At 66.1% G+C, this 26,230-nt stretch carries 22 protein-coding genes; 1 reads left to right on the top strand and 21 read right to left on the bottom strand.

Features of this window, described 5'->3' with window-relative positions; genetic code table 11:
* Positions 1–10 precede the first annotated feature (10 nt).
* The 12 genes from AAG816_RS15475 to AAG816_RS15420 form a co-directional block, all read right to left on the bottom strand.
* Entirely contained in the window at positions 11–1,339 is a 1,329-nt protein-coding gene (locus AAG816_RS15475; RefSeq protein ID WP_341990547.1) for an amidase, read from the bottom strand.
* Entirely contained in the window at positions 1,336–1,545 is a 210-nt protein-coding gene (locus AAG816_RS15470; RefSeq protein WP_341990546.1) for a hypothetical protein, read from the bottom strand. Before AAG816_RS15470 ends, AAG816_RS15475 begins: the two co-directional genes overlap by 4 nt.
* A 14-nt stretch (positions 1,546–1,559) precedes the next feature.
* A complete protein-coding gene (locus AAG816_RS15465; RefSeq protein ID WP_341990545.1) occupies positions 1,560–2,999 on the bottom strand; it encodes an amidase in 1,440 nt (479 codons plus the stop codon).
* Positions 3,000–3,008: 9 nt separating this feature from the next.
* Positions 3,009–4,094, bottom strand: coding sequence for an AbrB family transcriptional regulator (locus AAG816_RS15460; RefSeq protein WP_341990544.1), 1,086 nt, complete (start codon positions 4,092–4,094; stop codon positions 3,009–3,011).
* An 11-nt stretch (positions 4,095–4,105) separates the two neighbouring features.
* Positions 4,106–5,125, bottom strand: coding sequence for an ABC transporter ATP-binding protein (locus tag AAG816_RS15455; protein ID WP_341990543.1), 1,020 nt, complete (start codon positions 5,123–5,125; stop codon positions 4,106–4,108).
* Entirely contained in the window at positions 5,122–6,186 is a 1,065-nt protein-coding gene (locus tag AAG816_RS15450) for an oligopeptide/dipeptide ABC transporter ATP-binding protein (RefSeq protein WP_341990542.1), read from the bottom strand. Before AAG816_RS15450 ends, AAG816_RS15455 begins: the two co-directional genes overlap by 4 nt.
* Positions 6,187–6,235: 49 nt before the next feature.
* Positions 6,236–7,138, bottom strand: coding sequence for an ABC transporter permease (locus AAG816_RS15445; protein ID WP_341990541.1), 903 nt, complete (start codon positions 7,136–7,138; stop codon positions 6,236–6,238).
* A gap of 13 nt (positions 7,139–7,151) precedes the next feature.
* On the bottom strand, positions 7,152–8,105 hold the full coding sequence (locus AAG816_RS15440) for an ABC transporter permease (RefSeq protein ID WP_341990540.1): 954 nt from the start codon (positions 8,103–8,105) through the stop codon (positions 7,152–7,154).
* 107 nt (positions 8,106–8,212) lie between these two features.
* Positions 8,213–9,832 carry an ABC transporter substrate-binding protein gene (locus tag AAG816_RS15435; RefSeq protein WP_341990539.1) on the bottom strand — a complete coding sequence of 540 codons (1,620 nt, stop codon included), beginning with the start codon at positions 9,830–9,832 and terminating at the stop codon, positions 8,213–8,215.
* A 99-nt stretch (positions 9,833–9,931) separates the two neighbouring features.
* Positions 9,932–11,362: an amidase gene (locus AAG816_RS15430; RefSeq protein ID WP_341990538.1), complete on the bottom strand. Its 1,431-nt coding sequence runs from the start codon at positions 11,360–11,362 to the stop codon at positions 9,932–9,934.
* Between the two features lie 4 nt (positions 11,363–11,366).
* Entirely contained in the window at positions 11,367–11,585 is a 219-nt protein-coding gene (locus AAG816_RS15425; protein WP_341990537.1) for a hypothetical protein, read from the bottom strand.
* 15 nt (positions 11,586–11,600) lie between these two features.
* On the bottom strand, positions 11,601–12,980 hold the full coding sequence (locus AAG816_RS15420) for an amidase (protein ID WP_341990536.1): 1,380 nt from the start codon (positions 12,978–12,980) through the stop codon (positions 11,601–11,603).
* 552 nt (positions 12,981–13,532) lie between these two features.
* On the opposite strand from AAG816_RS15420, the gene AAG816_RS15415 reads away from it, so the two are divergent.
* Complete coding sequence (locus AAG816_RS15415) at positions 13,533–14,243, top strand: GntR family transcriptional regulator (RefSeq protein ID WP_341990535.1); 711 nt, start codon at positions 13,533–13,535, stop codon at positions 14,241–14,243.
* Between the two features lie 101 nt (positions 14,244–14,344).
* Here AAG816_RS15415 and AAG816_RS15410 read toward each other — a convergent pair whose 3' ends face one another.
* Genes AAG816_RS15410 through AAG816_RS15370 form a run of 9 tightly spaced genes read right to left on the bottom strand, consistent with a single transcriptional unit; the run spans position 14,345 to position 26,093 of the window.
* A complete protein-coding gene (locus AAG816_RS15410) occupies positions 14,345–15,946 on the bottom strand; it encodes a GMC family oxidoreductase N-terminal domain-containing protein (RefSeq protein WP_341990534.1) in 1,602 nt (533 codons plus the stop codon).
* 47 nt (positions 15,947–15,993) lie between these two features.
* Positions 15,994–17,400, bottom strand: coding sequence for an FAD-binding oxidoreductase (locus AAG816_RS15405; RefSeq protein ID WP_341990533.1), 1,407 nt, complete (start codon positions 17,398–17,400; stop codon positions 15,994–15,996).
* A complete protein-coding gene (locus tag AAG816_RS15400) occupies positions 17,397–19,604 on the bottom strand; it encodes a thiamine pyrophosphate-dependent enzyme (RefSeq protein ID WP_341990532.1) in 2,208 nt (735 codons plus the stop codon). The genes AAG816_RS15405 and AAG816_RS15400 overlap by 4 nt, the downstream gene beginning before the upstream one ends.
* A gap of 48 nt (positions 19,605–19,652) precedes the next feature.
* Positions 19,653–20,432 (bottom strand): SDR family NAD(P)-dependent oxidoreductase, encoded by a 780-nt coding sequence (locus AAG816_RS15395; RefSeq protein WP_341990531.1) that lies wholly within the window; start codon positions 20,430–20,432, stop codon positions 19,653–19,655.
* Positions 20,429–21,238, bottom strand: coding sequence for a shikimate dehydrogenase (locus tag AAG816_RS15390; protein WP_341990530.1), 810 nt, complete (start codon positions 21,236–21,238; stop codon positions 20,429–20,431). The genes AAG816_RS15395 and AAG816_RS15390 overlap by 4 nt, the downstream gene beginning before the upstream one ends.
* 2 nt (positions 21,239–21,240) lie before the next feature.
* Positions 21,241–22,674, bottom strand: a complete 1,434-nt coding sequence (locus AAG816_RS15385; RefSeq protein ID WP_341990529.1) for an aldehyde dehydrogenase family protein — start codon at positions 22,672–22,674, stop codon at positions 21,241–21,243.
* Positions 22,675–22,692: 18 nt separating this feature from the next.
* Positions 22,693–23,397, bottom strand: coding sequence for an ABC transporter ATP-binding protein (locus AAG816_RS15380; RefSeq protein WP_341990528.1), 705 nt, complete (start codon positions 23,395–23,397; stop codon positions 22,693–22,695).
* Positions 23,381–25,216 carry a branched-chain amino acid ABC transporter ATP-binding protein/permease gene (locus AAG816_RS15375; protein ID WP_341990527.1) on the bottom strand — a complete coding sequence of 612 codons (1,836 nt, stop codon included), beginning with the start codon at positions 25,214–25,216 and terminating at the stop codon, positions 23,381–23,383. Before AAG816_RS15375 ends, AAG816_RS15380 begins: the two co-directional genes overlap by 17 nt.
* 4 nt (positions 25,217–25,220) lie before the next feature.
* On the bottom strand, positions 25,221–26,093 hold the full coding sequence (locus AAG816_RS15370; RefSeq protein ID WP_341990575.1) for a branched-chain amino acid ABC transporter permease: 873 nt from the start codon (positions 26,091–26,093) through the stop codon (positions 25,221–25,223).
* Between the last annotated feature and the right edge of the window lie 137 nt (positions 26,094–26,230).

The following is a 26,230-nucleotide window of genomic DNA, read 5'->3' as shown; positions in this document are numbered from 1 at the left end:
TGGGGCTTTCTCAGGCGGCGGCGAGGAGGCTGGCGCGGGTGGGGGCGAAATCGTCGAGCACGGGCTGGAGCGCCTGCGCCACCGCGAGGAGGCGGGTGTCGGACAGGCGGGGGCCCACAAGCTGGATACCCACCGGCAGCCCGAGATCCCCCAGCACCGTAGGGATGGCGACGCAGGGCGTGTGCAGCAGAGTCCACAGGCCGTTGAAGATCCAATCGCCTACCGTGTGCAGGCCCTTGGGCGCTTCCCCGGTGGCGGCGGGGGCCAGCACCGCATCGAAGCCAGAGGCGATGGCATCGAATTCGCGGCGGCAGATGTCGGCGAAATCGTAGGCCGCGACCAGCCGCTGGGGCGTCACGCCGCGTCCATTCTCCACCGTCAGCCGCAATTCGGGATGCATGCCGTCGCGGTCGCGCAGATATTCGTCATAGAGCGCCACCCGGCCGTCGCCGAACATAATCATGGTGTGCGCTTCCGACAGATCGGCGAAATGCGCCGGCAGCACGATCTCCTCGACGATGGCGCCCGCCCGCTGCAGGCGCTCCACCGCCGCCGCCATGGCCTGCTTCGCCCCGGCTTCGGCCTTTGCCCAATAGGGCGTTTCGCAATAGCCGATGCGCAGCCCGCGCGGATCGCGCGCCGCCAGATCCGTGATGCCCGGCAGCTGGAAGGCCTGCGCCCCCAGGATCAGGTCATCGACGCTGCGGCCATACCAGCCCACCGTATCGAGGATGGGCGAGATCATGTGCACGCCCTCGCGGCTCACCGTGCCCCAGGAGGGCTTGAGGGCGTAGATGCCGTTGAACGAGGCGGGGCGGATGTGGGAGCCAGCTGTCTGGGTGCCGAAGGCGCAGGGCACCTGATAGTCGCCCACCGCCGCGCCCGAGCCCGAGGACGAGCCGCCCGGCGTGTGCGCCAGATTGTAGGGATTGCGGCTGGCGGCCTTGCGGGAGTTGAACGCGAATTCCACAGTGTCGGTCTTGCCGAGGATAATCCCGCCGCTGTGGCGGACGATGGACACGCAGGCCGCATCCCGTGTCGGCCGATGCTGCTGCCAGGCGGGCGAATTGTAGGTGGTGGGCATATCGGCGGTGTCCATGATGTCCTTCACCCCGAAGGGCAGGCCATGGAGCGGGCCGGTCGCCGGACGCTTGTCCCGTTCGCGCGCCTGCTGGATGGCCAGATCCGGGTCCACATGGAGCCAGGCCTTCACCGCGGGATCGCGCGCTTCGATGCGGGCTAGGCAGGAGCAGATCAGCGCCTCGCTGGTGAGGCGGCCGGCCTTCATCTCCGCGGCCGCCTGGGCGGCGGTGAGGAAGCAGGGTTCAATCGTGCTCATTTGGGATCTCGCAGGGCGGTCACGGTGAAGAGATGGGCGGGTTCGTCCTCTTCCGAGGGCATGCGCGGCAGCGCGAGGCCGGCCGCGCGCACGGTCTGGGCCAGTTCGGAGAGGCGGGAGAACTGGTCTTCCGGCAGGCCCGTGAGCCCGTGGCGCGCGGCATAAAGCCGGATCTCGTCGGTGGTGGAGGTCTGGATGTCGGACATGATGGTCCTCCGGATCAGAGCGCGGGGCGGCGATCGCGCCAGGGCGTGGCGGATTCATAGGCTTGGGCGATCTGCAGCACGGTCGCCTCATCGAAGAAGCGGCCGACGATCTGTGCATTCAGCGGCAATCCGCCGGCGTCATAGCCGGTGCAGATGGAGAGCGCGGGATGGCCGGTGACGTTGAACACCGTGGTGGCGGTATCGGCGGTGAACGGTGTCACCGTTTCCGGTTCATCGAAGCGGGGGGCCACATGAAATGCGCCGGCGATTAGCAGCGCATCGCAGGACCGCACCAGCGCGTCGGTGGCGGCGACAAGGGTGCGGCGCAGACGGGTGGCGGCCAGATAGTCCGCCGCGCGCACGGTGAAGCCGCACATCATCTTTTCGCGCAGGGCCTGACCCATCAGAGCGCTGCGTTCGAGGAAGTCCTGCTCGTGGATGGAATAGGATTCCGACCAGTTGATCACCTTGGTCACGGAGCGGTAGTGCGCCAGCGGCGCGGGCAATCGCACGTCGCGGATGATGGCCCCTTGCCGCTCCAGGATACGGGCGGTCTCCTCCAGGGCGGCGGCATTGGCGGCGTCCTGCGCGGTACCTTCCGGGCCGAGGTCGCGGACGAAGCCGATTACCCGCCCGCGCACGCCGGTATGCAGGCCCTGGCGATAGTCCGGCACCGGCACATCGGCGCTGGAGGGGTCGTCCGGGTCGAAGCCGGAGATGGCCTGCATCACGATGGCGGTGTCCTCCACCGTCCAAGTGAGGGGCCCGGTGTGGTCCAGGGTCCAGCAGTTCGGCAGGCAGTGGGCGCGGCTGACCCGACCGAAGGTGGCCTTGAAGCCTTGCAGGCCGCAGGCCGCCGCCGGTAGGCGGATGGAGCCGCCGGTGTCGGAGCCAAGCGCGAACATGGCGGTTCCGGCGGCCACCGCCGCCCCCGCGCCGGAGGAGGAGCCGCCGGTGAAGCGGGCGAGATCCCAGGGATTGCGCGCCACCGGGAACGGCAGATCGTGATAGACGCCGCCATTGCCGGTGCCATATTCCCAGGTGTTCAGCTTGCCCAGCAGGATCGCGCCCGCCGCCTCCAGCCGCGCCACGGCGGTGGAGGTGGCGGTGGCCACATGATCCAGCATCAGCCGGGAGCCGCCCGTGGTGGGGAGCCCGGCCACATGGTAATTGTCCTTCACCGCGAACGGGATGCCGTGCAGCGGCCCCTTCCAGCGCCCGGACCTGATCTCCTGCTCAGCGATGCGAGCCGCCGCCAGCGCCCGCTCGGCCGTGACCTTGATATAGCTGTGCAGGCGGGCATCGACGGCATCGATCCGGGCCAGGAAGGCTTCGGTGAGAGTGACGGGAGACAGGCTGCCGCTGCCGATGAGGTGGGAGGCCTCGGCCACGCTGAGGAAATGCAGCGGTGTGGCGGTGTCGGAGAATGCCGAGGCTGAACCAGATGTGTTCATGACGACCTTTCATTCGGCGGGGGCACGGGCGGGGACAGGCCCCGGCGGCGCCGGCAGGACGCCCATGGCCCGCAGCAGGCGGAACAGATAGGGCGCGGACAGGATGACCAGGAAGATGCGGACCAGATGGAAGGCGACGATGATCGGCACATCGAGATGCAACACCTTGGCGGTGATGCACATTTCGGTAACGCCGCCGGGGGAGGTGGCCAGGATCATGTTGGCGGGCGAGATGCCGGTGGCATAAGCCACCAGCACGCCGACGGAGGCGCATCCCGCCATCAGCACCACCAGGTTCACCAGCGCGGCAGGAATGAAACGCCGCATGCTGTAGATGAGCGTGCGCTCGAATTGCGAGCCCACCTGGGCGCCGATCAACACCTGGCCCGCCGCCGAGAGCCAGGGCGGGATGGCGGACAGATTGGCTTCGGACAGACCCAGCACGCAGCCCACCGCCATGGGCCCCAGCAGCCAGGCATTGCGGAACCGAAACCGCGCCAGCACGGCGGAGAAGGCAAAGCCCGCCACCAATGTCACCACCAGCCCCACAGGGGCGAACGGCAGAACGCCATGGACGTTCGTGCTGTTGCCCCCGGCGCCGAACAGCGTCAGCGTGCTGGGGATGAGGATGGTGACCGAGACCACGCGCAGCAGCTGCGTCACAGCGATGGGCAAGGGCCTGCCGCCGAACCGTTCCCCGACCATGCTCATTTCGGCGATGCCGCCCGGCACGCTGCAGAAGAAGGCGGTGACGTGATCCACCCGCGCGGTCTTGGCCAGCAGGAAGGACGCGCCGGCACCTACCACCAGCGTGGTGCCGCTGGCCGCGATGATCACCGGCAAATAGGAGAGCACGGCCATGGCCGCCTCCGGGGTGAAATAGAGCCCCAGCGCGATCCCGAGAACCAGCATGCCGGCGATGCGGCCCTCGCTGGAGCCGGTCACCGGCAGGCCGAGGAAGGTGGCCAGCCCGCTGAAGACGATGGGTCCGATCATCCACGGCAAGGGCGTGCCGAGCCAGGCGAACAGGGCGCCGCCGGCCGCGCTGATGGCAAGGCCGAGCGCGACCCGGCGAAGATAACCGTGTGTGGGCATGGGAGGATCGTTCAACTCGCGATCAGTAGCGGCGCCTTCGAAAAGGCGAGGCCTTCGGCATATTGCAGGCAGCGGGCCTGCTGCCCGCCCCCGAGCGAGAGGAGATCCGGTTGCTGGCCGAGGCACGGCTCGCGCGCGGCGGCACAGCGCGGGGCGAAGGCGCAGCCGGGGGGCAAATCGGTGAGGTCCGGCGGCGCGCCGGGAATGGGATCGAGCGCCACGCCGCGCATGTCAGCATGGATGGTCGAGTTCATCAGGCCCTGGGTGTAGGGATGGCGGGGCTGGTCGATCACCTGCTCCACCGTTCCAGTCTCCACGAACTTGCCGGCGTACATCACCGCCACCTGGTCCGCGACCTCGCACGCCACCCCCAGATCGTGGGTCACGAAGATGGTGGCCATGCCCAATTCGCGCTGCAGCTCCCGCAGCAGCAGCAGGATCTGGATCTGCACGGTGGCGTCGAGCGCGGTAGTGGGCTCGTCGGCCAGCAGCAGCTTCGGCTTGCAGGCGAGCGCGAGGGCGATCATCGCCCGCTGGCGCAGGCCGCCGGACAATTCATGCGGATAGGCCTCCAGCCGTCGCTTGGCCGAGGGCACCTGCACCAGTTCCAGCAATTGCAGGGCCCGGGCGTTCGCAGCGCGGAAGGAGATGCCCTCGTGATAGACCAGGGTTTCTGCGATCTGCTGGCCGATGGTGAATACCGGGTCCAGCGCGGTCATCGGCTCCTGGAAGATCATGGAGATCAGCCCGCCACGGATGCGGCGCAACTGGTGCTCGGCGAGGGCCAGCACGTCGATGCCATCCACGCGGATCGCGCCATCCAGCCGCGCGGTGGGCGGAAACAGGCGCATCAGCGCCCGCATGGTCACGCTCTTGCCCGAGCCGGATTCCCCCAGGATGCAGAGCGAGGAGCCGCGATCCAGGGTGAAGGACACGCCGTTGACCACCGGCACATCAAGGTCGCGGCCGGTGAAGCGGACGGTGAGGTTATTGACCTCGACCAGAGGGGAATTGGTGTCGGGGGCGTTCAATGCAGGGCTCCATCCGATGGGGCGGCGCTGTGCCCGGAGCCGGGGCGATGGGCGTGGCATGCCACCGGATGGTTGCCGGCGCCCCGGATCACGCCAAGGGCGGGCTCGGTCTGCGCGCAGACCGCTTCGGCGATCGGGCAGCGGGTGCGGAAGCGGCAGCCGCTGGGCGGATTGATGGGGTTGGGCGGATCACCGGCCAGCGGCGGCTTGGACATCCGCTGGCGCGGGTCCATGGACGGACGGGAGGAGAGCAGCGCGCGGGTGTAGGGGTGCTTCGGGGCGCGATAGATCTCGTCCACCGGGCCGACTTCCACTGCCTTGCCCAGATACATCACCAGCACGCGGTCGCTGATATATTGCACCACATTGAGGTCGTGCGAGATGAAGATGTAGGTGAGCTCCAGCTTCTGCTTCAGCTCCTGTAGGAGGTTCAGCACCTGGGCCTCGACGGACTTGTCCAAGGCGGAAACCGCCTCGTCCAGGATCAGCAGGCGCGGCCCCATGGTGAGGGCGCGGGCGATATTGACCCGCTGGCGCTGTCCGCCGGACAATTCGTGCGGATAGCGCTGGGCGAACATGTCCGGCGTCAGGCCCACCATGCGCAGCATGGATGTGGTCCGGGTCTTGGCCTCCTTCACCGGCTTGCCCTGGGCGATGAGGCCGAAGGCGATGGAATCCTCGATGGTCATGCGCGGGTTGAGGGAGGAATAGGAATCCTGGAACACCATCTGCATCTGTCGGCGCAGATCCCGCACCGAGACACCGCGCAGCGCGCCCACTTCATCCCCGTCGAACACGATCTCGCCCGCATCCGGCGTCATCAGCTGCATGAGCAGGCGCGCGGTCGTGGACTTGCCGCAGCCGGACTCGCCGACGATGCCGAGGGTCTCGCCCTTGTGGACCACCAGATCGACCCCATCCACCGCCTGGACCCAGGCCTGCGGCCGCCCCAGCAGGCCGCCGCGGATGGGAAAGTGCTTCTTCAGCCCCTCGACGATAAGCAGCGGCTGCGCCGGCCCGCCGCGGTCGCGCGGGTCGATGTCATTGGCGATGGCGGTCATGGCGGCACCTCGCGGTTGAGCCGAGCGGAGGAGAGACATGCCGTCCTCCCTACTGCTTGACGTTCATGGCGTCGCGCAGGCCGTCGCTCATGAGGTTGAAGCACATGGAGGTGATGAAGATCATCACGCCGGGCAGGACGGCATTGAGCGGCGCCACATAGATGGACTGGCGCAGCGTATTGAGCATCAGGCCCCATTCCGGCTCCGGCGGCGTGACGCCGAGACCGAGGAAGGACAAGCCCGCCGCAAGCACGATGGAGACGCTGATTAGGCTGGAGGCATAGCTCAGGATCGGGCTCATCACATTGGGCACCACATGGGCGGTGACGATGCGCCAGTTGGCGGCGCCGGTGGCGCGGGCAGCCTCGATGAAATCCTGCGCGCGCATCTGCGTCGCCACGCTTTCTGCCACGCGGGCGATGGGCGGGATGAACACCAGGGTCAGGGAGAAAATGGTGTTGCCGACGCCGGCCCCGAGCACGCCGGATATGGCCACCGCCAGGAGCACGGACGGGAAGGCATAGAACACGTCAATGACGCGCATGATCACCATGTTCACGGCGCCGCCCACATAGCCCGCGATCACGCCCAGCGTGCCGCCGATGGTGGTGGCGAGGATGACCGGCGCAAACCCCATGAACAGTGACAGCCGGCCGCCATAGATCAGGCGCGAGAGCAGGTCGCGGCCCAGTTCGTCGGTGCCGAGCCAGTAGCGGGCATCGCCGGGGGCTATCAGCCGCCGCGCCATGCTGGTGCGATAGGGATCATGGGGGGCGATCCACGGCGCGAAGATGGCGGCCAGGAGGATGAGCATCAGCACGGCGAAGCACATCAGGCTGACCGGGTCGTGCATCAGGCGGCGCAACACATTGCGCCAGAAGCTGCGGGTGGCGGGGCGCTTGCCCTTGGTGGGTGCGCCGGAGCCGGTGAGGGCGATGGAGGGTTGCGACATGAAAAGGCTCCCGTCAGGCGCGCTTGATGCGGGGATCGACGGCGGTCTGCACCACATCGACGACGAGGTTGATCAGGACGAAGAACATGGCCAGCACCAGGATCGTGCCCTGGAGCACCGGCAGGTCGCGGGTGAAGATGGCGTTGTTCAAGAGAAAGCCGGTGCCGGGCCAGGAGAACACCGTCTCCACCAGAATTGAGCCGCCGAGCAATTGCGCCAGTTGCAGGCCCATCACCGCCAGTACCGCGGGCAGGGCATTCTTGACCACATGGACGAAAATACGCCGGCCCGGCAGCCCCTTGGCCTGGAGCGTCTGCATGAAGTCCTGCTGGCGCACCTCCGCCACGGTGCCGCGCACCGAGCGAGCGATGATGCCGGCCGGGATCACCGCCAGGGTCAGCGCCGGCAGGATGAGATATTGCAGGCTGTCCCAGCCGAAGCCGAAGGTGCCGGAGCCGCCTTCGCCCATGCCGGTGGCGGGCAGGAGGTTGAGGTTGACCGCGAAGATTACCATCAGGACCATGCCGAGCCAGTAATGGGGAATGGACACGCCGGCGATGGACGCGGCCGTGACGATGCGGTCCGCCGGCTTGCCCATGAGATAGCCGGAGACGACGCCGGAGACGCAGCCCAGCATGAAGCCGAACAGCACGGCGGCGGAAGCCAGGGTCAGCGTATTGACCAGAGCGGGCAGCACCTCGGACATGACCGGGCGCTGGGTCATGATGGACTCGCCGAAATCCCCCTGCGCCACATGGCCCAGCCATTTGAGATATTGCACCGGCAGCGGCCGGTCGAAGCCGTAGGCGGTGCGGATCTGGGCCACGCGCTCGGGCGAGGCCCCCTCGGGAATGATCGCATTCAGCGGATCGCCTGGCGCAATATGGATCAGCGCGAAGCACACCATCGAGACGCCCATGGCGATGGGGATGGTGTAGAGGATGCGGCGCAGCACGTAGATCAGCATGGGGCGTCCTTTCGAGCGTCTGGCAGCCCCCCGGGCGCGCGTGCCGTCCGGGATGGGCGCTAGGCCTGAGCCGGTCGGAGCGCGGCGCGCTCCGACCAGAGCCGGCGCTATTCGACGGTGACGGGCGTCAGGTCCTGGAACCAGCTCTGGGCCTGGACGAAGCCCTTCACGTTCGGCCGCATGGCGCGGGGATTGAGGTCGTGCACCACCCAGATCCACATGGCCTCATCGACGATGTGGCTGTGCAATTCGGCCAGGATCTTGTTCTGCTCGGCGGGGTCGAACGCTGCCTTGGCCTTGAGCGACAGCTCATCGGTCTTGGCGTCCTTGAAGTCGCCCCAGTTGAAGCCGCCCGGCACCTTGGCGAAGGAGGCGGCGGTGCCGATCAGGCCGATGTCCGGGTCCCAATAGGCCCAGCTGTTGTTGATGCCGTGCCGGCCCTTGTTCTCCGGCGCCCAGGCGCCGAGGCGGCGGCGGGCGCGCAGGGCCTCCCAGTCCAGCACCTCGAATTCCAGGTCGATGCCCACGTCCTTGAAGTTCTCCTTGATGAACTCGTTCATGGGCAGTGGCAGCATCTGCCCCGAGCCGGACGGGGAGATGATGAATTTGGCCTTCACCGGCTTGTCGGGGCCGTAGCCGGCTTCCTTCAGCAGCCTCTTGGCCTGTTCGGGGTCGTATTTGATGTCGAAGGTGGGCTTGCCGAACCAGGGATGCTTCTCATCCACCATGCCCTTGGCCGGGGCGGCGAGGCCGCCCAGCAGCTTCACCAGCCCCTCGCGATCGATGGCGAGGTTGGCCGCCTTGCGCACGCGCACGTCCTTGAACGGCGAATCCTCCAGGAAGGAGAGCTGGTAGGGCCAGACATGGGGATAGAGATTGGTGACGATCTGCATCTTCTGCGACTTGAGGCGCGGCACCGCGTCCGGCGGCGGCGCCTCGATCCAGTCCACCTGGCCCGACAGCAGCGCAGCAACGCGGGTGTTGGCGTCGGGAATGGGCAGCAGCACCAGCCGCTCCGACTTGGGGATGCGGGTCTTGTCCCAATGATTGGGATTGCGGACCATCTCCGCCCGCTCGCGCGGCTTGAAGGATTCGAGAATCCATGGCCCGGTGCCGGAGGGCTTTTCGGCGAACTTGCTCCAGTCCTTGCCCAGATCCTCCCAGCGCTTGGGGCTGGACATGAACAGGCCGGCGAGATTGTAGGGCAGGACCGCATCCACCCGCTTGGTGACGACCTCCACGGTATAGTCGTCGATCTTGCGCCAGGAGCCGATGTTCGCGTCATAGGAGGCGGCCTGGTTGGCCTGCGCCTGATCGAACTGCGGCGCATCCGTCTTCATCAGCTTGTCGAAGTTCCACACCACCGCATCGGCGTTGAACTCGGAGCCGTCATGGAATTTCACGCCCTGCCGCAGCTTGAAGGTCCAGATCTTCTGATCCTTGGGGTCGACGATCCAGCTCTCAGCAAGGTCCGGAATGACCTGCGCCGCCTTGTCCGCCTTGGACAGGTCCCAGCGGGTGAGGCCGTCATAGAGCGTGATGCCCAGGAAGCGGATGCCCTCCGCGCCCTGGCTCGGCTGGCCGGTGGTAAGGGGGATGTCGGCGGCGGTCATGGCCACCCGCAGAACGCCCGGCTTGCTTTGCGCCTGAGCCGGCTCCAGGCCCAGTCCCAGCCCGGTGGCCGTCAGCGACACCGCCGTCAGCGATACCCCCGAAAGCAGCTTCATAAACGAACGTCTGTTCATGGACGGAAACCTTCCCTGCTCATGTCCGGTTGCTCGTCGTGCGTTTCCCAGAACCTGGCGACCGTTGGCGGCCGCTCGTTGTCATTGCGCGGCAACGGCTTGTGCTGACACGTCGATCTCGGGCCGCCGGTGGCGGAATTGGGTGGCCCGCTCGAAGGCGTGCCCCAGGCGCAGGACGAGGGCATCCTCGCCGGGCCGGCCCGCAAGCTGCATGCCCAGCGGCAGACCGGCGGCGTCGAACCCGTTGCAGACGGCAAGGGCCGGTTGTCCGGTCAGGTTGAATTGCGCGGTCAGGGAGGGCGTCTTTGCCCCGAAGAAGGTGGGCGGCTCGTCGGGCAGCAGCTCCGGCGCCGGCTGGGCGCTGCCGGCGGTGAGCAGGATGTCCACATTCTTCATCACGGCGAAGGTGATGGCGGTGAGCTCGGCCCGCGCCCGCATGGCCTGCACATAGTCATCCGCCCGCAGCAGGGCGCCGGCGAGGATGCGGAAGCGCATGCTCCGGCCGAAAACGCGCGGCCGGGTGCGCAGATCGTGCTCATGCAGCGTGAAGATTTCCGCCGCGGTCAGCGGCATCTTGGAGTCGGTGAAGGTCCGCAGGCTCGGCAGGCGCACCTCCGAGACGGTGCAGCCCAGGCGCCGGAACGTCGCGATGCTGGCGTCCATGGCAGCGATGACCGCCGGGGCCGCCTCCAGCTCGTCCTCATACCAGTGCCGCACCACGCCGATGCGCAGTCCCGCCACCGGCGCGCTCAGGCCGGCGGCATAGTCCTCCGGCGGCAGATCCAGCGATCCCGGGTCGCGGGGATCGTAGCCGGCCATGACCGTGAGCATCAGGGCGCAATCCTCCACCGTCCAGGCCATCGGCCCGCAATGATCGAAGGAATAGGAATTCGGTTGCACCCCATACCGGCTGACCAAGCCATAGGTGGGCTTGAGGCCGGCAATGCCGCAGACGCTGGCCGGCATGCGGATGGAACCACCCGTGTCGCTTCCCGTGGCCGCCGGACACAGGCCGGCGGCAATGGCCGCGCCGGCACCGCTGGATGAGCCCATGGGCGAGCGCGAGAGGTCCCAGGGATTGCGGGCCGGCGGCCAGGGCAGGTCGAGCGAGGGGCCGCCCATGGCGAATTCCCAGGTGGCCTGCTTGCCCAACAGCACGCCGCCGCCCGCCCGCAGCCGGGCCTGCACGGCGCTGTCCTGCGTCGGCACATGGGTCTCCAACAGCTTGGAGTGCGCCGTCGTCAATAGGCCGGCGGTGTCATAGATGTCCTTCAGGCCATAGGGGATGCCCTGCATGGGGCCTGTGTCGATGCCCTGCGCGAACAGGCGCTCCGCCGCACGCGCCTCGTCCAGCGCCCGCTCCGGCGTCAGGGTGATGAAGCTGTTGAGCGTGCTGTCCAGCGCCGCGATGCGGGCGAGATAGGCCTGGGTGAGTTCCACCGGAGAGAGCGTGCGGGCACGGAACCGGCGTCCGGCCTCCGCGATCGTCAGCTCATGCAGGGGCGTGCCCATGGGCTCAATCTTCCCGCGGCATGAATTTGCGGGGATCGAACACCTGGGCGGGTTCGTCGGCGCGGTCACGCCCGCGCCGCAGCCGCATCAGCATGGGTTCCACATTGCCGTAGGCCTGAACCAGTTCCTCGAACAGGTCCGGTGGCAGATCGAGGCCGGCGTTGCGCGCCAGGATGGCGATCTCCTCGCGGGTGGCGGGCCGTGGGGGAACGGTGGTGGCCATGGTTCTGGGCTCCCTTCAGGCGAGGCGGGGCTTGGCGAGATGCCAGGAGGTGGCGCGCTGGTAGGCATCGCCGGCGCGCAGCACGGTGGCTTCGTCGAACGGGCGGCCCGCGATCTGCAGGGACAGCGGCAGCCCCGTGGAGGAGAAGCCGCAGGGCAAGGCGAGGGCTGGCATGCCGGTGAGGCTGAAGGGCATGGTCACCAACTGGCGTTTCTTGAAGAAATCGACGCCCTCCGGATCAGCGGGGTCGGCCGGCGCCAGCCAACCGGCGGTGACGAAGAGATCGAAGCGCGCGAACTGCGCCATCAGGCGGGTGCTCAGCTCTGCGCGCCAACGCATGGCCTGGACATAGTCCTCGGCGCGCACGAGGCCACCCACCATCACCCTGCTGCGCAGCAGCTTGCTGAAGTCGCGCGGCCGGGTGCGCAAATCCTGTTCGTGCACCGAGAACAGTTCGGAAATGGAGATGGTGGTCTTGGCGTCCACATAGTCGCGCAGCGGATCGAGGGTCACCGTCTCGACGATAGCCCCCAAATCGCTCAGGACCTCCACAGCGGCGTCGACGGCGGCGACCACCTCGTCGGTGGCGTCCTCTTCATACCAATGGCGCACGAGGCCGATGCGCAGGCCCTGGATCGATCCGGTGAGGCCGGCGGCATAATCCGCCGCCGGCGTATCGATGGAGCCGGGATCGCGGGGGTCATACCCGGCGCAGGCGCCGAGCATGAGCGCGCAATCCTGCGCAGAACGGGCCATGGGGCCGCAATGATCGATGGAAAAGGTATTGGGATGGACGCCGCGACGGCTGACGCGCCCGTAGGTCGGCTTGAGGCCGGTGATGCCGCACATGGCGGCGGGCCAGCGGATGGACCCGCCCGTATCGGTGCCGATCGCCGCCGGCACGAACCGCGCGCCCACCGCCGCGCCGGACCCGGACGAGGATCCTCCGGGCAGATAGTCTCGGTTCCAGGGATTGCGGGCCGGCGGCCAGGGCAGATCCCAGGACGGGCCGCCGATGGCGAATTCGAAGGTGGAGGTCTTGCCGATCAGGATGCCGCCGGCCGCTTCCAGCTTTTGCGCCACGGTGGCGCTGTGGTCAGGGATGCGGCCGGCGAAGATCCTGGAATGGGAGGAGGACAGGATGCCCGCAGTATCGACATTATCCTTCAAGGCGTAAGGGATGCCGTGAAAGGGCCCCCGGTCCTCGCCCCGCGCCAGCTCCGCCTCTGCCCGGCGGGCCTGGGTCAGGGCGGTTTCCGCGGTCACGGTGATGAAGCTGTTCAGGCTGCCGTCTAGTCGCGCGATCCGCTCCAGACAGGCGGTGACGACCTCGACCGGAGAGACGGTTCCGGCACGCATCAAGCGGCCGAGGTCCGCGATGCCCAGATCGCTCAAGCCAATGTCACCGGGGCCACGATCACCGAGGCCGCTGTCTTCCTGTGCTGCAGATTGGCAAGTCGGCATCTGTGCGTCCCGATCATCGTCGCCGGATTGGATACAATCACGCGAGCCCTGTCTCATCGCCCGCGAGCCATGCCTGCCCTTGCCTTCGCAATCCACATGCCAAGCCATGCCGTGGTACAGCGCGGTGGATCAAAATATGAGTAAGTAATTGAAATATATGAAATTAAATTTGGCGCGCCCGCATCAGCGTTTGGGCGCTTGTGCGGATGCCTGCGTAATTTGCATAGCTAAATCACCCACCACACCCAAGGTGCCCAATCCTGCCGCAAGGGTGTGCGGCGTGCGGAAAGCTGTGCCTAATCACACGTCAGGTTGGGACGATCATGGCGCTTAAGTAGCTGTTATATCGATATCCGTGGGTCTTTCTGGCTCTCGAATCGTGTTTGTGGCGCCTCTTGAAGTTGTGTACAAAACGGGCATGGGTATCGCCGCAGCGATGCCTGGGCGGATCGATCTGGGTTTCCCTGGTCGGGAGGGCGTTTCATGGTGACGCGGGCGGAAACCGTTACAAAGCAATTGCGCGCCGCCATATTGGACGGCGGCTACGCGCCAGGGGCCCGGCTCAACGAGATGGCGCTGGCGGAGGCAATGGCGGTCTCCCGCACGCCCATTCGGGCGGCGCTCAGCGTGCTCTTTGCTGAGGGCTTGCTCGATTACGAGCCGAACTGTGGCTATGTGGTTCGGCGGATCTCGCTGGATGATGCCGCGCATATCTATACGGTGCGGGCGTCCCTGGAAGGTTTGGCCGCCCGTCTGGCTGCGGAAATCGGTCTCGGAGACAGCGAGCGCGCCCGCTTTCAGGCCACCCTCGACGAGATGGAGCACCTCGTGTCGGGCCAGGCCTGGGAGGCAGAACAGCAGGAGCGGTGGGGCGCGTTGAACATCGCCTTTCACGGCATGATCTGCGCCGCGACCCAGAACAATTATCTTGCCGCCTCGATTCAGCGCACACGCACATTGCCGGTCCTGACCGAGCGAGGACTGAAGACCTTCGCGGCGGAGCGGGCCGTGGTCTGGTGGGATCGGGCGGCCTATCGCCGCTCACAGGATGACCACCTCGACATAGGCGACGCGATCCTGACACGCCAGGGCACCCGCGCCGAAGCGGTTATGCGCGAACACATCGAGCGATCCGGCAGGCTCATCAATCAGAAGCTTGCCATCCGTTCGGAGGCTCTGCTCGCCCTGCCTTAGCCCTTCGTTTAGGGGGAGAGCTTGGTTTACCCGGAGGCTTGGGGGCTTCACTTGTCGTTTGTGATGCCCTCGCGACCCCGAGGCATCCATCGTGAGCCTGACTATCGTCTCGCGTCGGCCTTGATGAGGTCGGCGGCCTTTTCGGCGACCATCATCACGGCTGCCTGGGTATTGGCCGAGACGATGGTTGGCATGATGGCGGCATCCACCACCCGCAACCCTTCAAGCCCATGTACTTTCAGGCGCGGGTCCACGACGGCGGAGGGGCCAGTCCCCATCGCGCAGGTGCCGACCGGATGATAGATGGTTTGACCCGTGGTGCGCGCGAAATCCAGCCATTGCATGTCGGATTGCACGTCCGGCCCCGGGTTCATCTCATAGGCCCGATAGGGGTCCATGGCGGTCTGCTCAACGATGGTCCGGGCGATCTTCATGCCGCCCACCAGGCTGTCGCAATCCTCCTGGACCGCCAGGAAATTCGGGCGGATGGAGGGTTGGGCGTAAGGATCCGCCGATTTCACATGGATCGAGCCGATGGACTGCGGGCGTAATTGGGTGACGCCGATGGTCATGCCGGGCAGATGGTCGAGCGCCCGGTCGGCGGCGTTGGCATAGCTCGCATGCATGAAAAAATATTGGATGTCGGGGGTTTCCAGCTCCGGCCGGGTCTTCACGAAGCCATGGGCCAGGCCGGTGCCGAGGGTGAGGATGCCGGTGCGGGTGAGAAAATACTGCGCCACCGCCTTGCCGAGTTTTAGGCCCCGGGTCTGCTCATTCAGGGTGATGGGCAGTTTTACCCGCCAATTCATACGCGTGGCGAAATGGTCGCGGTAATTATTGCCGACACCCTGCAGCGCATGAAACACCGGCAGGCCGGCGGCGGACAGCGTTTCGGGGTGTCCGATACCGGACAGTTCCAGCAATTGCGGCGATTGCACCGCGCCAGCGGTCAGGATGACCTCGCCGCGCGCCTGCGCCACCACATCCTTGCCGCCCAGACGATAGCGGATTCCGACGGCGCGTCGGCCCTTGAATTTCAGCTTCAGGACATGGGCGCGTGTGACAACCTTCAGGTTCGGCCGGCCGAGGGCGGGGCGCAGATAGGCATCCACCACCGTCCAGCGCCGGCCGTTCTTCTGGTTCACTTGGTAATAGCCGAAGCCATCCTGGTCGGGGCCATTATAGTCCGGGTTACGGGCATATCCGGCTTGCTCGGCGGCTGTGATGAAGGCTTCAGAGAGCACCGGGCGCTCCGCCACACGTACGATGTTGAGCGGGCCTGAGGTGCCGCGCGAAGGGTCGGCCCCCGGTTCGACGAAGGTCTCCATTTTCTTGAAATAGGGCAGCACGTCGTCGGCGCTCCATCCGGTCGCGCCGCGTTGTGCCCAGCCGTCGTAATCCTGGGGCTGGCCACGCACGAAGATCATGCCGTTGATGAGGGTAGAGCCGCCGAGCCCCTTGCCGCGCGGAACGACAATCTCGCGATTGCCGGTGCTTTCCTCCTTCTCGGTGGTGAAGCGCCAGTTAAAGGCGGCGCCGCTCAACAGCTTCGAGAAACCCGCGGGAATGGGAATCCAGAAGCCGTTGTCGGGGCCGCCCGCCTCTACCAGCAGCACCGTGTGCTTTTGATCTTCCGAGAGGCGCGCGGCGAGGATGCACCCGGCGGTGCCACCGCCGACAATGATATAGTCGAACGTTTCCATGCCATCCCCCTGCGGGGCCTCTTCTTGATGGGCGTACCTGCTCGCGCTCACGCGCGGACCGGCAGCACCTTTCCGGGATTGAGCCGCTGCTGCGGATCGAGGGCGGCCTTGAGGGTCTCGCACAAAGCGGTCTCCTCTGCCGAGCGGCGACGCAGAAGCTCGTCCACCCGGTATTGGCCGATGCCGTGCTCGGCCGATATGGAGCCGCCGAAGCTGGCCACCACGTCATGCACGAGGCGGTTGATGGCGACGCCGTCGTGGCTGGCATCCACCAAAACGTTGTAGTGCAGGTTGCCGTCACCCACATGGCCGAACACATTGGCGATGGCGCCCTGCGCTCCGGCCGCGAGTGCGGCGTTGGTCGCCTCGAGGAAGGCCGGAATGTCGGTGATGGGCACGGAGATGTCGTGTTTCAGGCTTTTGCCCTCGCGGGCTTCGCCCTCCGAGATGTGCTCACGCAAAGCCCAAAGCTGGGCCGCCTGAGCGCCCGATTCCGCCACCACGCCGTCGAGGGCGATGTCCTTTTCCAGCGCCGCCGCAAGCGCGGCCTCGGCGGCATCGCGCAGCCCGCTGAGGCTGGCGCCGGCCTCGATCAAAACGAACCAGTCGCCGGCGGCAATTGGCGGGGTCAGACCGGCATGGCGGCGGACCAGATCGAACGAGACACTGGAGATCAGCTCGAAGGCGGAAATGGAATCACCCAGTTCGTCCTGCGCCAGGGCCAGCAATTGCAGGGCGGCAGCCGGGGAGTGGACGCTCAGCAGTGCGGTGACTGTGTGCTTAGGGCGCGGCATCAGACGCAGAATGGCGGCGGTGACGATGCCGAGCGTGCCCTCGCTGCCGATGAATATCTGCTTCCAATCGTAGCCGGCATTGTCCTTACGCAGGCGCCGCATGCCATTGACGATGGTGCCATCGGCCAGGACGACTTCCAGGCCCAGCACCAGCGCGCGGGTCATGCCATAGCGGAGCACGCTCACGCCACCCGCATTGGTGGAGATGACGCCGCCGACGGTGGCCGAACCTTCCGCCGCGAGGCTGACCGGCAGCAGGCGGCCGGCGTCGGCGGCAGCGTCCTGCGCCACCTTCAGGATGCAGCCGGCGTCCGCTTCCAGCGTCATGCCGATGGGGTCGAGCGCGCGCACGGTGTTCATGCGGGTCAGCGAGAGCACCACCTGCGCCCCCGAGCCATCGGGCACCGCACCGGCGGCGAGGCCGGTATTTCCGCCCTGAGGCACTAGGGCTGCCCCCGCTTCGGCGCAGGCTCGCACCACCTGCGAGACCTCGGCCGTGGAGGCGGGCCGCACCACGCACAGCGCCTTGCCCGGAAACTGCCGGCGCCAGTCGATGGCATAGAGTTCCATGTCGGTCTCGTCGGTGATGAGCCCGGCAGGACCGACGATATCGGCGAGGTGCGTAAGGAGTGCGGCGTTGACGCCGCTGACACTGCTCATGACGCACCCTGCGCCAATAATGCGGGCGACAGCGGCGTGCCGCGCGCGGCCATGGCAACCGCCAGCCCATCCATCACTTCCGGCGTTCCGGCATAAGCGGCGCGCTCCAGGATCTTGGAGATGGTGGGCGAGGCTTCCTTGCCGGTGACGCGCTGGATCGGCTGGTCCAGCCAATCCATGTAGCGGCGCTGGATTTCGTCCGCGAGGAAGCTGCCGTAGGAGGTGCCGACCGAGCCCTGTTCAACGATCAGGACATTATTGGTCTTGCGGATGCTGTCACCGATGGTGTCCCAGTCCAGCGAGGCGCGGTCGAGGGTGCGCAGATCGATGATTTCGGCATCGACGCCGAGCTGCTCGACCGCCTCCTGGCTGCGGTGCACCATGGCGGAATAGGTCAGGATGGTGAGATCATTGCCCGGCCGCACGACGCGGGCCTGGCCAAGTGGGATGATGTAGTCGAGGTCGTCGGAAGGGATAGCGCCCATGGTCTGATAGAGATCCACATGCTCGATGACGAGCACCGGATCATTGCAGGCCAAAGCCGCATTCATCAGGCCCACATAATCGAACGGGCTCGAAGGGGCGATGATGCGCCAGCCGGGCGAGGTTGCGAACATCCCCGCCGGGTCGAGGGAATGCTGGGAGCCATAGCCGGTGCCCATGGCGATCTTGGTGCGTAGCACGAGCGGCACATCCACGTCGGCGCCGAACATGTGCCGCGCCTTGCCGATCTGGTTGAACACCTGATCGGCCGCGACCCACATAAAGTCGGGATACATGAACTCAATGATCGGGCGGTAACGTCCGTCCATGGCAAGCCCACCCGCGAGGCCGGCAAATGCGCCCTCGCTGATGGGGGTGCCGAATACACGGCCGGGAAAGGCGGCGGCAAGGCCGCGCGTGGCGCCATTGGTGCCGCCCTTCAGGCGGTGGATGTCCTCGCCCATGATGAGCAAGGTCTCATCGGTCTCGAAACGGCGATGCAGCACGTCGGCGATGGCGTCCACGAATTTGCGGTCGGTGGTTGCACCGGTGAAGGTCGAAGCCTCCTGCTTGCGCTTGCCCGCCAGCTCCGAGAGGTCACCACGAATACCGGCGTCGACGAAGCCGACATCGGGCCAGAGCGCCGGTCGCACCCGGCGGCGGTTGCCGTCTGGCTCCACCAGCCGGGCCGCGACATCCCCCATCAGAGCCTTACAGCGTTCGCGCAGGGATTCCAGATCCGACTGGGCGAGCGCGCCCATTTTGACCAAGGCGCGCCCGGTGCGATCGATGGGATCGCGGGCCCACCAGGAGGCTTCCTCTTCCTTGGTGCGATAGCCGAAGGCCGAGCCGGGCAAGGGGCCATTCTGGTGGAAATAGCGATAGACCTCGGCTTCGATCACCGCCGGTCCCTGGCCCGATCGCATCACGGCGAGCGCTTCCTGGGTCGCCAGATGCACCGCCAGCGGATCCATGCCGTCCACCCGCCAGGACGGAATTCCGAAGCCGGGGCCGCGGCCGGAGAGACGCGGATCGCGTGTCGCCTCGGCCACTGTGGTGGCGACCGCATAGCCGTTGTTCTCGATGAAGAACAGCAGCGGCAGATTCCATGCGGCAGCGAGATTCATGGTCTCCAGCACCGCGCCGATGTTCACCGCGCCATCGCCGAAATAGGTGATGGCGACATCGCCGGTGCCGGCGAGCTTGTGGGCCATGGCCGCGCCCGCCGCGAGCGGTACGCCGCCGCCCACGATGGCATTGGTGCCGATGGCGCCGCAGTCGCCCCAGCGCAGATGCATGGAGCCGCCACGCCCGTGGCCGAAGCCGGGCTCAAGCCCAAGGATCTCCGCCATCGATTGGTACATGAGCGGCTCGGTACCGTCCGGGAAGTCCGCCTTCGGGTCGATACCGGGAGCGATATAGGCCAAGGCTTTGGCAAGGAACTGATGGTGTCCGCGATGGGAGCCGTTCACCTGGTCTCCCGGCCGCAGCCCGACGATGGAGCCGGCCGCGCCGCCCTCCTGCCCGATCGATGAATGCGCCGGACCGTGCACCAGGCCTTCGCCGGCGAGTTCCAGCACCGTTTCCTCGAACGCGCGGATGAGATTCATCTGGGTTAGGAGTTCGCCCAGAAGCTTCGGATCGGCCTGCTGCCAGTCGGCTTCGGTGGTGCGCAGTTCGATCCAGGGTGCCGCGGCTTGCAGCGCGATGCGGTCGGCCATCATCATTCTCCTCAAGACCGGCCCGGGCCCGTCTCTTCGTTCTAAACTTCAGAGATATCCGTAGGCGGCCCAGCCGCCGTCGACGCCGAGCACTTGCCCGGTGATTGCGCTGGCATGGTCGCTGGCAAGGAAAACCGCCGCCTGGGCCACTTCGTCCGGTGTGATCAGCCGGCCCATGGGGGTGCGCTGTTCCAGCCGGTTGAGATCGAGGCGACCGCGCGCGGCAAGGTCGTCCAAAAAGGGCGTACGTACATAGCCGGGTGCGATGGCGTTCACGCGCACCCCGCGCGCCGCCCATTCCACGGCCAGCGCCTTAGCCATCATCACCACGCCCGCCTTAGAGACGCAGTAGCCGATGCGCTCCGGGGCTGCGACGACGCCATACATGGACGCCATCAGCAAGATCGAGCCGCGCCCGCGCTCTAGCATCCGCCGGCCCGCTTCCTGGGCGGTGAGGAAAACGCCGGTGAGGTTGATGTCCATCACCTTCCGCCAATCGGCGTCAGTGACCTCCAGGGTCGGCTGATTGGAGGAGATCCCGGCATTGGCTAGCACGATGTCGAGCCCGCCTAAATCGGCTGCGGCGTCGCAAGCCCGTACCACATCGGCGCGGCTTGTGACTGAACCGGTGATGGCGATGCTTTCGCCGAGATCATCGGCGACTGTGCCCGTCTTCGGATCAGGATCAAGCAGCACGAGGCGCGCGCCCTGGTCTCGCAAGGCCCGGCTCACGGCAAGGCCGATGCCCGAAGCACCGCCGGTGACGAGGGCGCAGCGGCCGTGCAGCAGGCCCGCGGCCGGGGCGGCGGAGGCGGTCAAAACGTTCACGGTTCCATCCCGACGAATTTGGCCATCAGTTCGAGTTGGCAATCGAGCATGGGTTGGCCGGGCTGAGTGCGGCAACCGCGTGCCTGTGCCGCTGCGAGAAGAGCCGTGGTGGCAGGTTGCATAATGATTTCCGCCACCGTCTGGTCAGCGGTGAGCCGGGACGCGTCGAGCGGCAACGGGTCGCCTTCTTTCAACCCGAGTGAGGTGGCGTTCACCACCAAGTCGTGACCGGAGGGATCGGGGCTGCCGATGTCCACGTGCAGGGTCGGGAACGCACCGGCAAGGCGGCTCGCGAGGTCTTCCGCCTTGGCGCGGGTCCGGTTGGCGATGGTGAGGCGCGACACGCCGGCTTGGGCGAGGGCGAAGGCGATTGCATTGGCCGCCCCGCCAGCGCCAGCCAGATAGGCGCTGCGGCCTGCGGGCTGGATGCCATTCTGGCGCAGGCCTGCGACGAAGCCGTGGCCGTCCAGCATCTCACCTACGAGCCGACCGTCCGCCGCGCGGCGAATGGTATTGACCGCGCCGATCAGGCGCGCGCTCTCGCTGACCTCATCGCACAAATCGACAACGGTGGTCTTATGCGGAACGGTGACGATGAACCCGCCAAGATTGCGCAGCAAACGCAGGCCTGCGACCACGCTGGCGAGATCGTCGGCGCTGGCATGGAGCGGCACCAGCACGCCGTCGTACCCTACGCGTTGCATCAGGGCGTTGAGCCCCTGCGGCGTTTTCACATGGTGGATAGGATCGGCCAATATGCCGAAGATCCGGGTGTGTCCGGTGATCTGGTGCGACGAAGTGCTCATGCTCAGCCTGCCAACGTGTAGGCGGTCTTCACCGCGGTGTAGAATTCGCGGGCATAGGCGCCCTGCTCGCGGGGGCCGTAGGATGAGCCCTTTCGGCCGCCGAAGGGGGCGTGATAGTCGACACCGGCAGTGGCGAGGTTCACCATGACCATGCCGGCCTGGGAGCGGCGGCGGAAATCGCTCGCGTGCTTCAGAGAAGTGGTGCAAATGCCGGAGGACAGGCCAAATTCGGTATCGTTGGCGACCGCGACGGCGTGTTCGTAATCATCCACGCAGATCACGCTGGCCACCGGGCCGAAGATCTCTTCCCGATTGATGCGCATGGCATTTTCGGTCTCGGTCATCAGGGCAGGGGCCATGTAATAGCCGGGGGTTGCGCGCTCCAGGCGCTCGCCGCCAATGACCGTGGCGCCCTCGGCTTTGCCGATGCCGACATAGTCAAGATCCTGGTCAAGCTGATCCTGGCTCACCACCGGGCCGATGTCGGTGCCGGCTTTGAGCGCATCGTCCACCTTGAGGGCGGTGAGCCGCTCAGCGAGCGCGCCGACGAAGCGGTTGTGGATGCCGCTCTGCACGATCAGCCGAGAAGAGGCGGTGCAACGCTGGCCGGTGGAATAGAACGCACCGTTGAGTGCACAGTCAACAGCGGTCTTCAGGTCCGCGTCGTCCAGCACCACGAGCGGGTTCTTGCCGCCCATTTCCAATTGAAATTTGGCGCCGCGCGCCACGAGATCGCCGGCAATGCGGCGGCCCACCGGCACCGAGCCGGTAAAGGAGATGGCACGCACCTTGGGAGAATTCACAAGCGCATTGCCGACCTGAGAGCCCGTGCCCATCACCAGATTGAACACGCCTTCCGGCAGGCCGGAGCGGGCGATGATTTCGGAAAGCGCCCAGGCGGAGCCGGGCACCAGTTCCGCCGGCTTGAACACCACGCAATTGCCGTAGGCGAGGGCTGGCGCGATTTTCCAAGCGGGAATCGCGATGGGGAAATTCCACGGCGTAATAAGCCCGACGACGCCTTCCGGCTCGCGGGTGACTTCCACCTCTACGCCCGGCCGCACGGATGCGAGCGTGTCGCCGGTGAGGCGCAGGGCCTCGCCGGAGAAAAACTTGAACACCCGTCCGGCGCGGGCGGCCTCGCCGATGCCTTCGGCCAGCGTTTTGCCTTCCTCGCGGGACAGTAAATGGCCAAGCTCCTCCTTGCGGGCGAGGATTTCCGTGCCGATGCGATCCAGCGCGTCGGCACGGAGTTCCGGGCTCGCGGCGGCCCAGGCCGGAAAGGCGGTGAAGGCGGCATCTATGGCGGCCTGCGCCTGCGCGGCATCAGCGAGGGCATATTCGCCGACCAGATCATTCAAGTTGGACGGGTTGATATTGCGGTTGATCCGCGTGCCTTCGACCCAGTCGCCGGCAATGAAGTTCTTGTGCAGCATGGCAACGGTTCCGAAGGTTCAAATCCCGAGATAGACGGTCTTGATGTGCGGGTCGGCGAGCAAACCGGGACCGGTGTTCTCGATGGCGATTCGGCCGTTCTCGATCACGTAGGCGCGGTCGGCGATCTTCAGGGCGTGGAAGGCCTTCTGCTCCACCAGCAGCACCGTTGTGCCCATCTTGCAGATGCGGTCGAGCACATCGAACATCTGTTGCACGATGATGGGGGCAAGGCCGAGCGAGGGCTCGTCCAGCATCAGGAGCTTGGGTGCCGCCATGAGGCCGCGCGCGATGGCTACCATCTGCTGCTCACCGCCGGAGAGAGAACCGGCCATTTGGCTGAGGCGCTCGCGGACGCGCGGGAAGATGTCGAGAACTTCCTCGTAGCGTTGGGCGGCGCCTTCGCGGGCATTGGGGTGGTAACACCCCATCAGCACATTGTCCTTCACCGTCATGACTGGGAAGAGCTGGCGCGCTTCAGGCACCATGACCAGCCCCCGCCCGACGATATCGGCCGGGTCCATGCGGTCGATACGCTGGCCATCGAAGGTGATTTCGCCGCGGCCCGGCTTCACCAGGCCGGTGATGGCGCGTAGCAAAGTGGTCTTGCCGGCGCCGTTGGCGCCGATGATGGTGACCACCTCGCCGCGACCGACGCGGATCGAGACATCTTCGAGGATGATGGTGCGGCCATAGCCGGCCGAAATCTCAGAGACCTTGAGCATCGGCGTAATCCTCTCCGAGATAGGCTTCGATCACGCGGCGGTCACGCACCACATCTTGCGGCGGGCCTTCCGCGATCAGCTTGCCGGAATCGATCACCGCGATGCGATCCGACAGGCTCATGATCGCCTGCATGTTGTGCTCGATGGCCACAACGGTGACGCCATGGTCGCGAATGGTGCGGATGAGCTGCACCATGCGCTGGGTGTCGGCCTGGCTCTGCCCGGCCATCACTTCGTCCAGTAGCAGGATGGTGGGTTCCGTGGCCAGCGTGCGAGCGACTTCCAGGCGCTTCAGGCCACCGATGGGCAGGGTGCCGGCCTCGACGTCCTTCACATCGTCAAGCCCGACAATCTGCGCCACCTTAAGGGCGGCGGCGCGGGCGTCCTCCACCTTGGGATGGCGCAGGAAGGCACCGATCATGATATTCTCCAGAACGGTGAGCTTGCCGAAGGGCTGCACGATCTGAAACGTGCGGCCGATGCCGCGCCGGGCGAAGCCGTCCGCACTCTTCGGCGTCACCGCCACACCATCCGCGCCGATGATCTCCACCGAGCCGGAATTGGGCCACAGAAAGCCCGATAGCTGGTTGAAGAACGTGGTCTTGCCCGCCCCGTTCGGACCGATGATCCCAAGGATCTCTCCGCGCCTGAGCGTGAGCGAGATATTGTCGGTGGCGATCAGTCCGCCGAATGTCTTCACCAGATTCTTGGCAACAAGGACAGGCTCTCCGGCGGTGCCGGTGATGGCGGTCAGCGCGGGCGCTTCGCGCACCGGAACAATACGCCCACCGCCCGGCAAAGCATCGATCCAGCGTCCGACCCGTTTGCCGAACGTGCCGACGAGGCCGCCGGGCAAGGTCAGGGTGATGATCACCAGAACCGTGCCGTAGACAAATCCGTGCAGGCCGTTGGCCGAGGCGCCGAGCCAGCCACGGGCGAGTTCCGCCAGCGGCACGACAAGCACCGTGCCCAGCAGAGGGCCCGCCACGGTGCCGAGGCCGCCGATGAGTGAGAACATGGCGATCTCGATGGACGTGGCCAGCGAGAACATCGTCGCCGGTTCCAGGAACGTCATGTACATGGCGTGGAAGGCGCCAACGAGGGCCGTCAGAGCCGCCGATATGGCGATTGCCTGCAACTTCACCGCATTGTTGTTAACGCCCGCCGCCAGAGCCGCCGGATCACGCTCGCGCACGGCGGTAAGATAAAATCCGAGGCGCGAGTTGCGGATCAGGTAAGACACTACGACGCACAGCAGCAGCAGGCCGAAGGCGATGTAGAGATAATTCATCTTGTCGCGGAAGATCATCCACGCCCAGCCGAGCTTCAGCGGCACGATCAGGCCCGCCGACCCCCCGGTGACTTCATGGAAATGGATGGCGAGCAGACGCACTACTTCCAAAAACGCGATGGTGGCGAGCGAGAAGAACGGACCACGCAGGCGGAAGCAGGGATAGCCGATGGCCAATCCGACGACGGCGGCGAGCACAGCGCCGACGCACATGCCGAACCACGGCGACAGGCCGAAATGGGAGATCAGCAGGGCGGTCGTGTAGCCGCCGATGCCATAGAACACCATGTGGCCGAGCGACAGCTGGCCGGCATAGCCGCCGACGATATTCCAGGCCGTGGACAGTGCGGCGAACACGCAGATGGTCACGAACACATGCACCACGAAGGGCGAGCCGGAGACCATCGGAATGATCAACAACAAGGCCAGCGCGATCAGGGAACAATAGACGCGCGGATTGGTGAGCGCGGTGAGAAGGCCGGGGCCTTTCGGCTGCACGGAAGGGGCGGAGGTGGCTTTCACGGTCATGGGCTCACTCCGTCCCGCGGCCGAGGCCGAACAGGCCGGTCGGCTTGAAGATCAAGATCAGGATGAAGATCACGAAATAGACGACCTCTTTGAGGTCGGGCGCGATGTAATATCCCGAAAGACTATCCACGACGCCGATGATCATGGCGCCGAAAAAGGCCCCATACATGGAGCGCATGCCGCCGAGCACCACAACCACGAAGGCGGTGAGGACGAAATAAGTGCCGATCGTGGGCGTGACGGGATAAAGCGGCATTACGAGCGCGCTCGCAAGCCCGACGCAGGCCGCACCCAGGCCGAAGGCGATGACATAGATGCGGTCCACGCGAACGCCCATGAGCAGTGCCGCGTTGCGGTTCTGTGCCGTGGCGCGGATGGCGCGCCCGAGCGGAGTGGACTGCATGAACAAGTGAAGACCGGCCACCAGCGCCAGGGCGCAGATGAACATCACAATCTGGCCGATCACCAAAGTGAAGCCGCCGATATTGATGGAATGCTGAACCACGGAAGGGGGGACCGAATAGAGGTCGGCGCCGAAGATCATCAGCGCGAGGTTCATCAGCGCGGTGGACAGACCGACGGTGGCGAAGATCTGGATATGTTCTTCGGCGGACAGCAGCGGCTGAATGATGAAACGCTGCACCAGGGCGCCGAAGGCGAACAGCAGCAGCACGATGGGGATCGCTGAGACATAAGGGTGCAAGCCGAATTTCGCTGCGAGCAGATAGGCACCATACATGCCGACCATCAGGAACTCGCCATGGGCGAAGTTTACCACTCGGACGATGCCAAATATGAGGGTCAGGCCAACGCTGATGATCGCGTACATGCTGCCGAGCAGGATGCCGTTGATCAGGAGCTGAATGAAAACGTCCATCGCGCGGACTCCAGGCGGACGGGGCGGGCGGAAAGCGCCGCGGGCTACGGCACGGCGAGCGTCAGCCGCCCCTGAGGAGAGGGCCGACGGCGTCTGTTGGGAAAGAACGGCCGCCGCGTAAGGCGGCGGCCGCAAGG

Origin of the sequence: Azorhizobium sp. AG788, assembly GCF_943371865.1 — a bacterium.
Taxonomy (GTDB): Bacteria; Pseudomonadota; Alphaproteobacteria; order Rhizobiales; family Xanthobacteraceae; genus Azorhizobium.
This window is presented reverse-complemented; position numbering and strand designations above follow the sequence as displayed.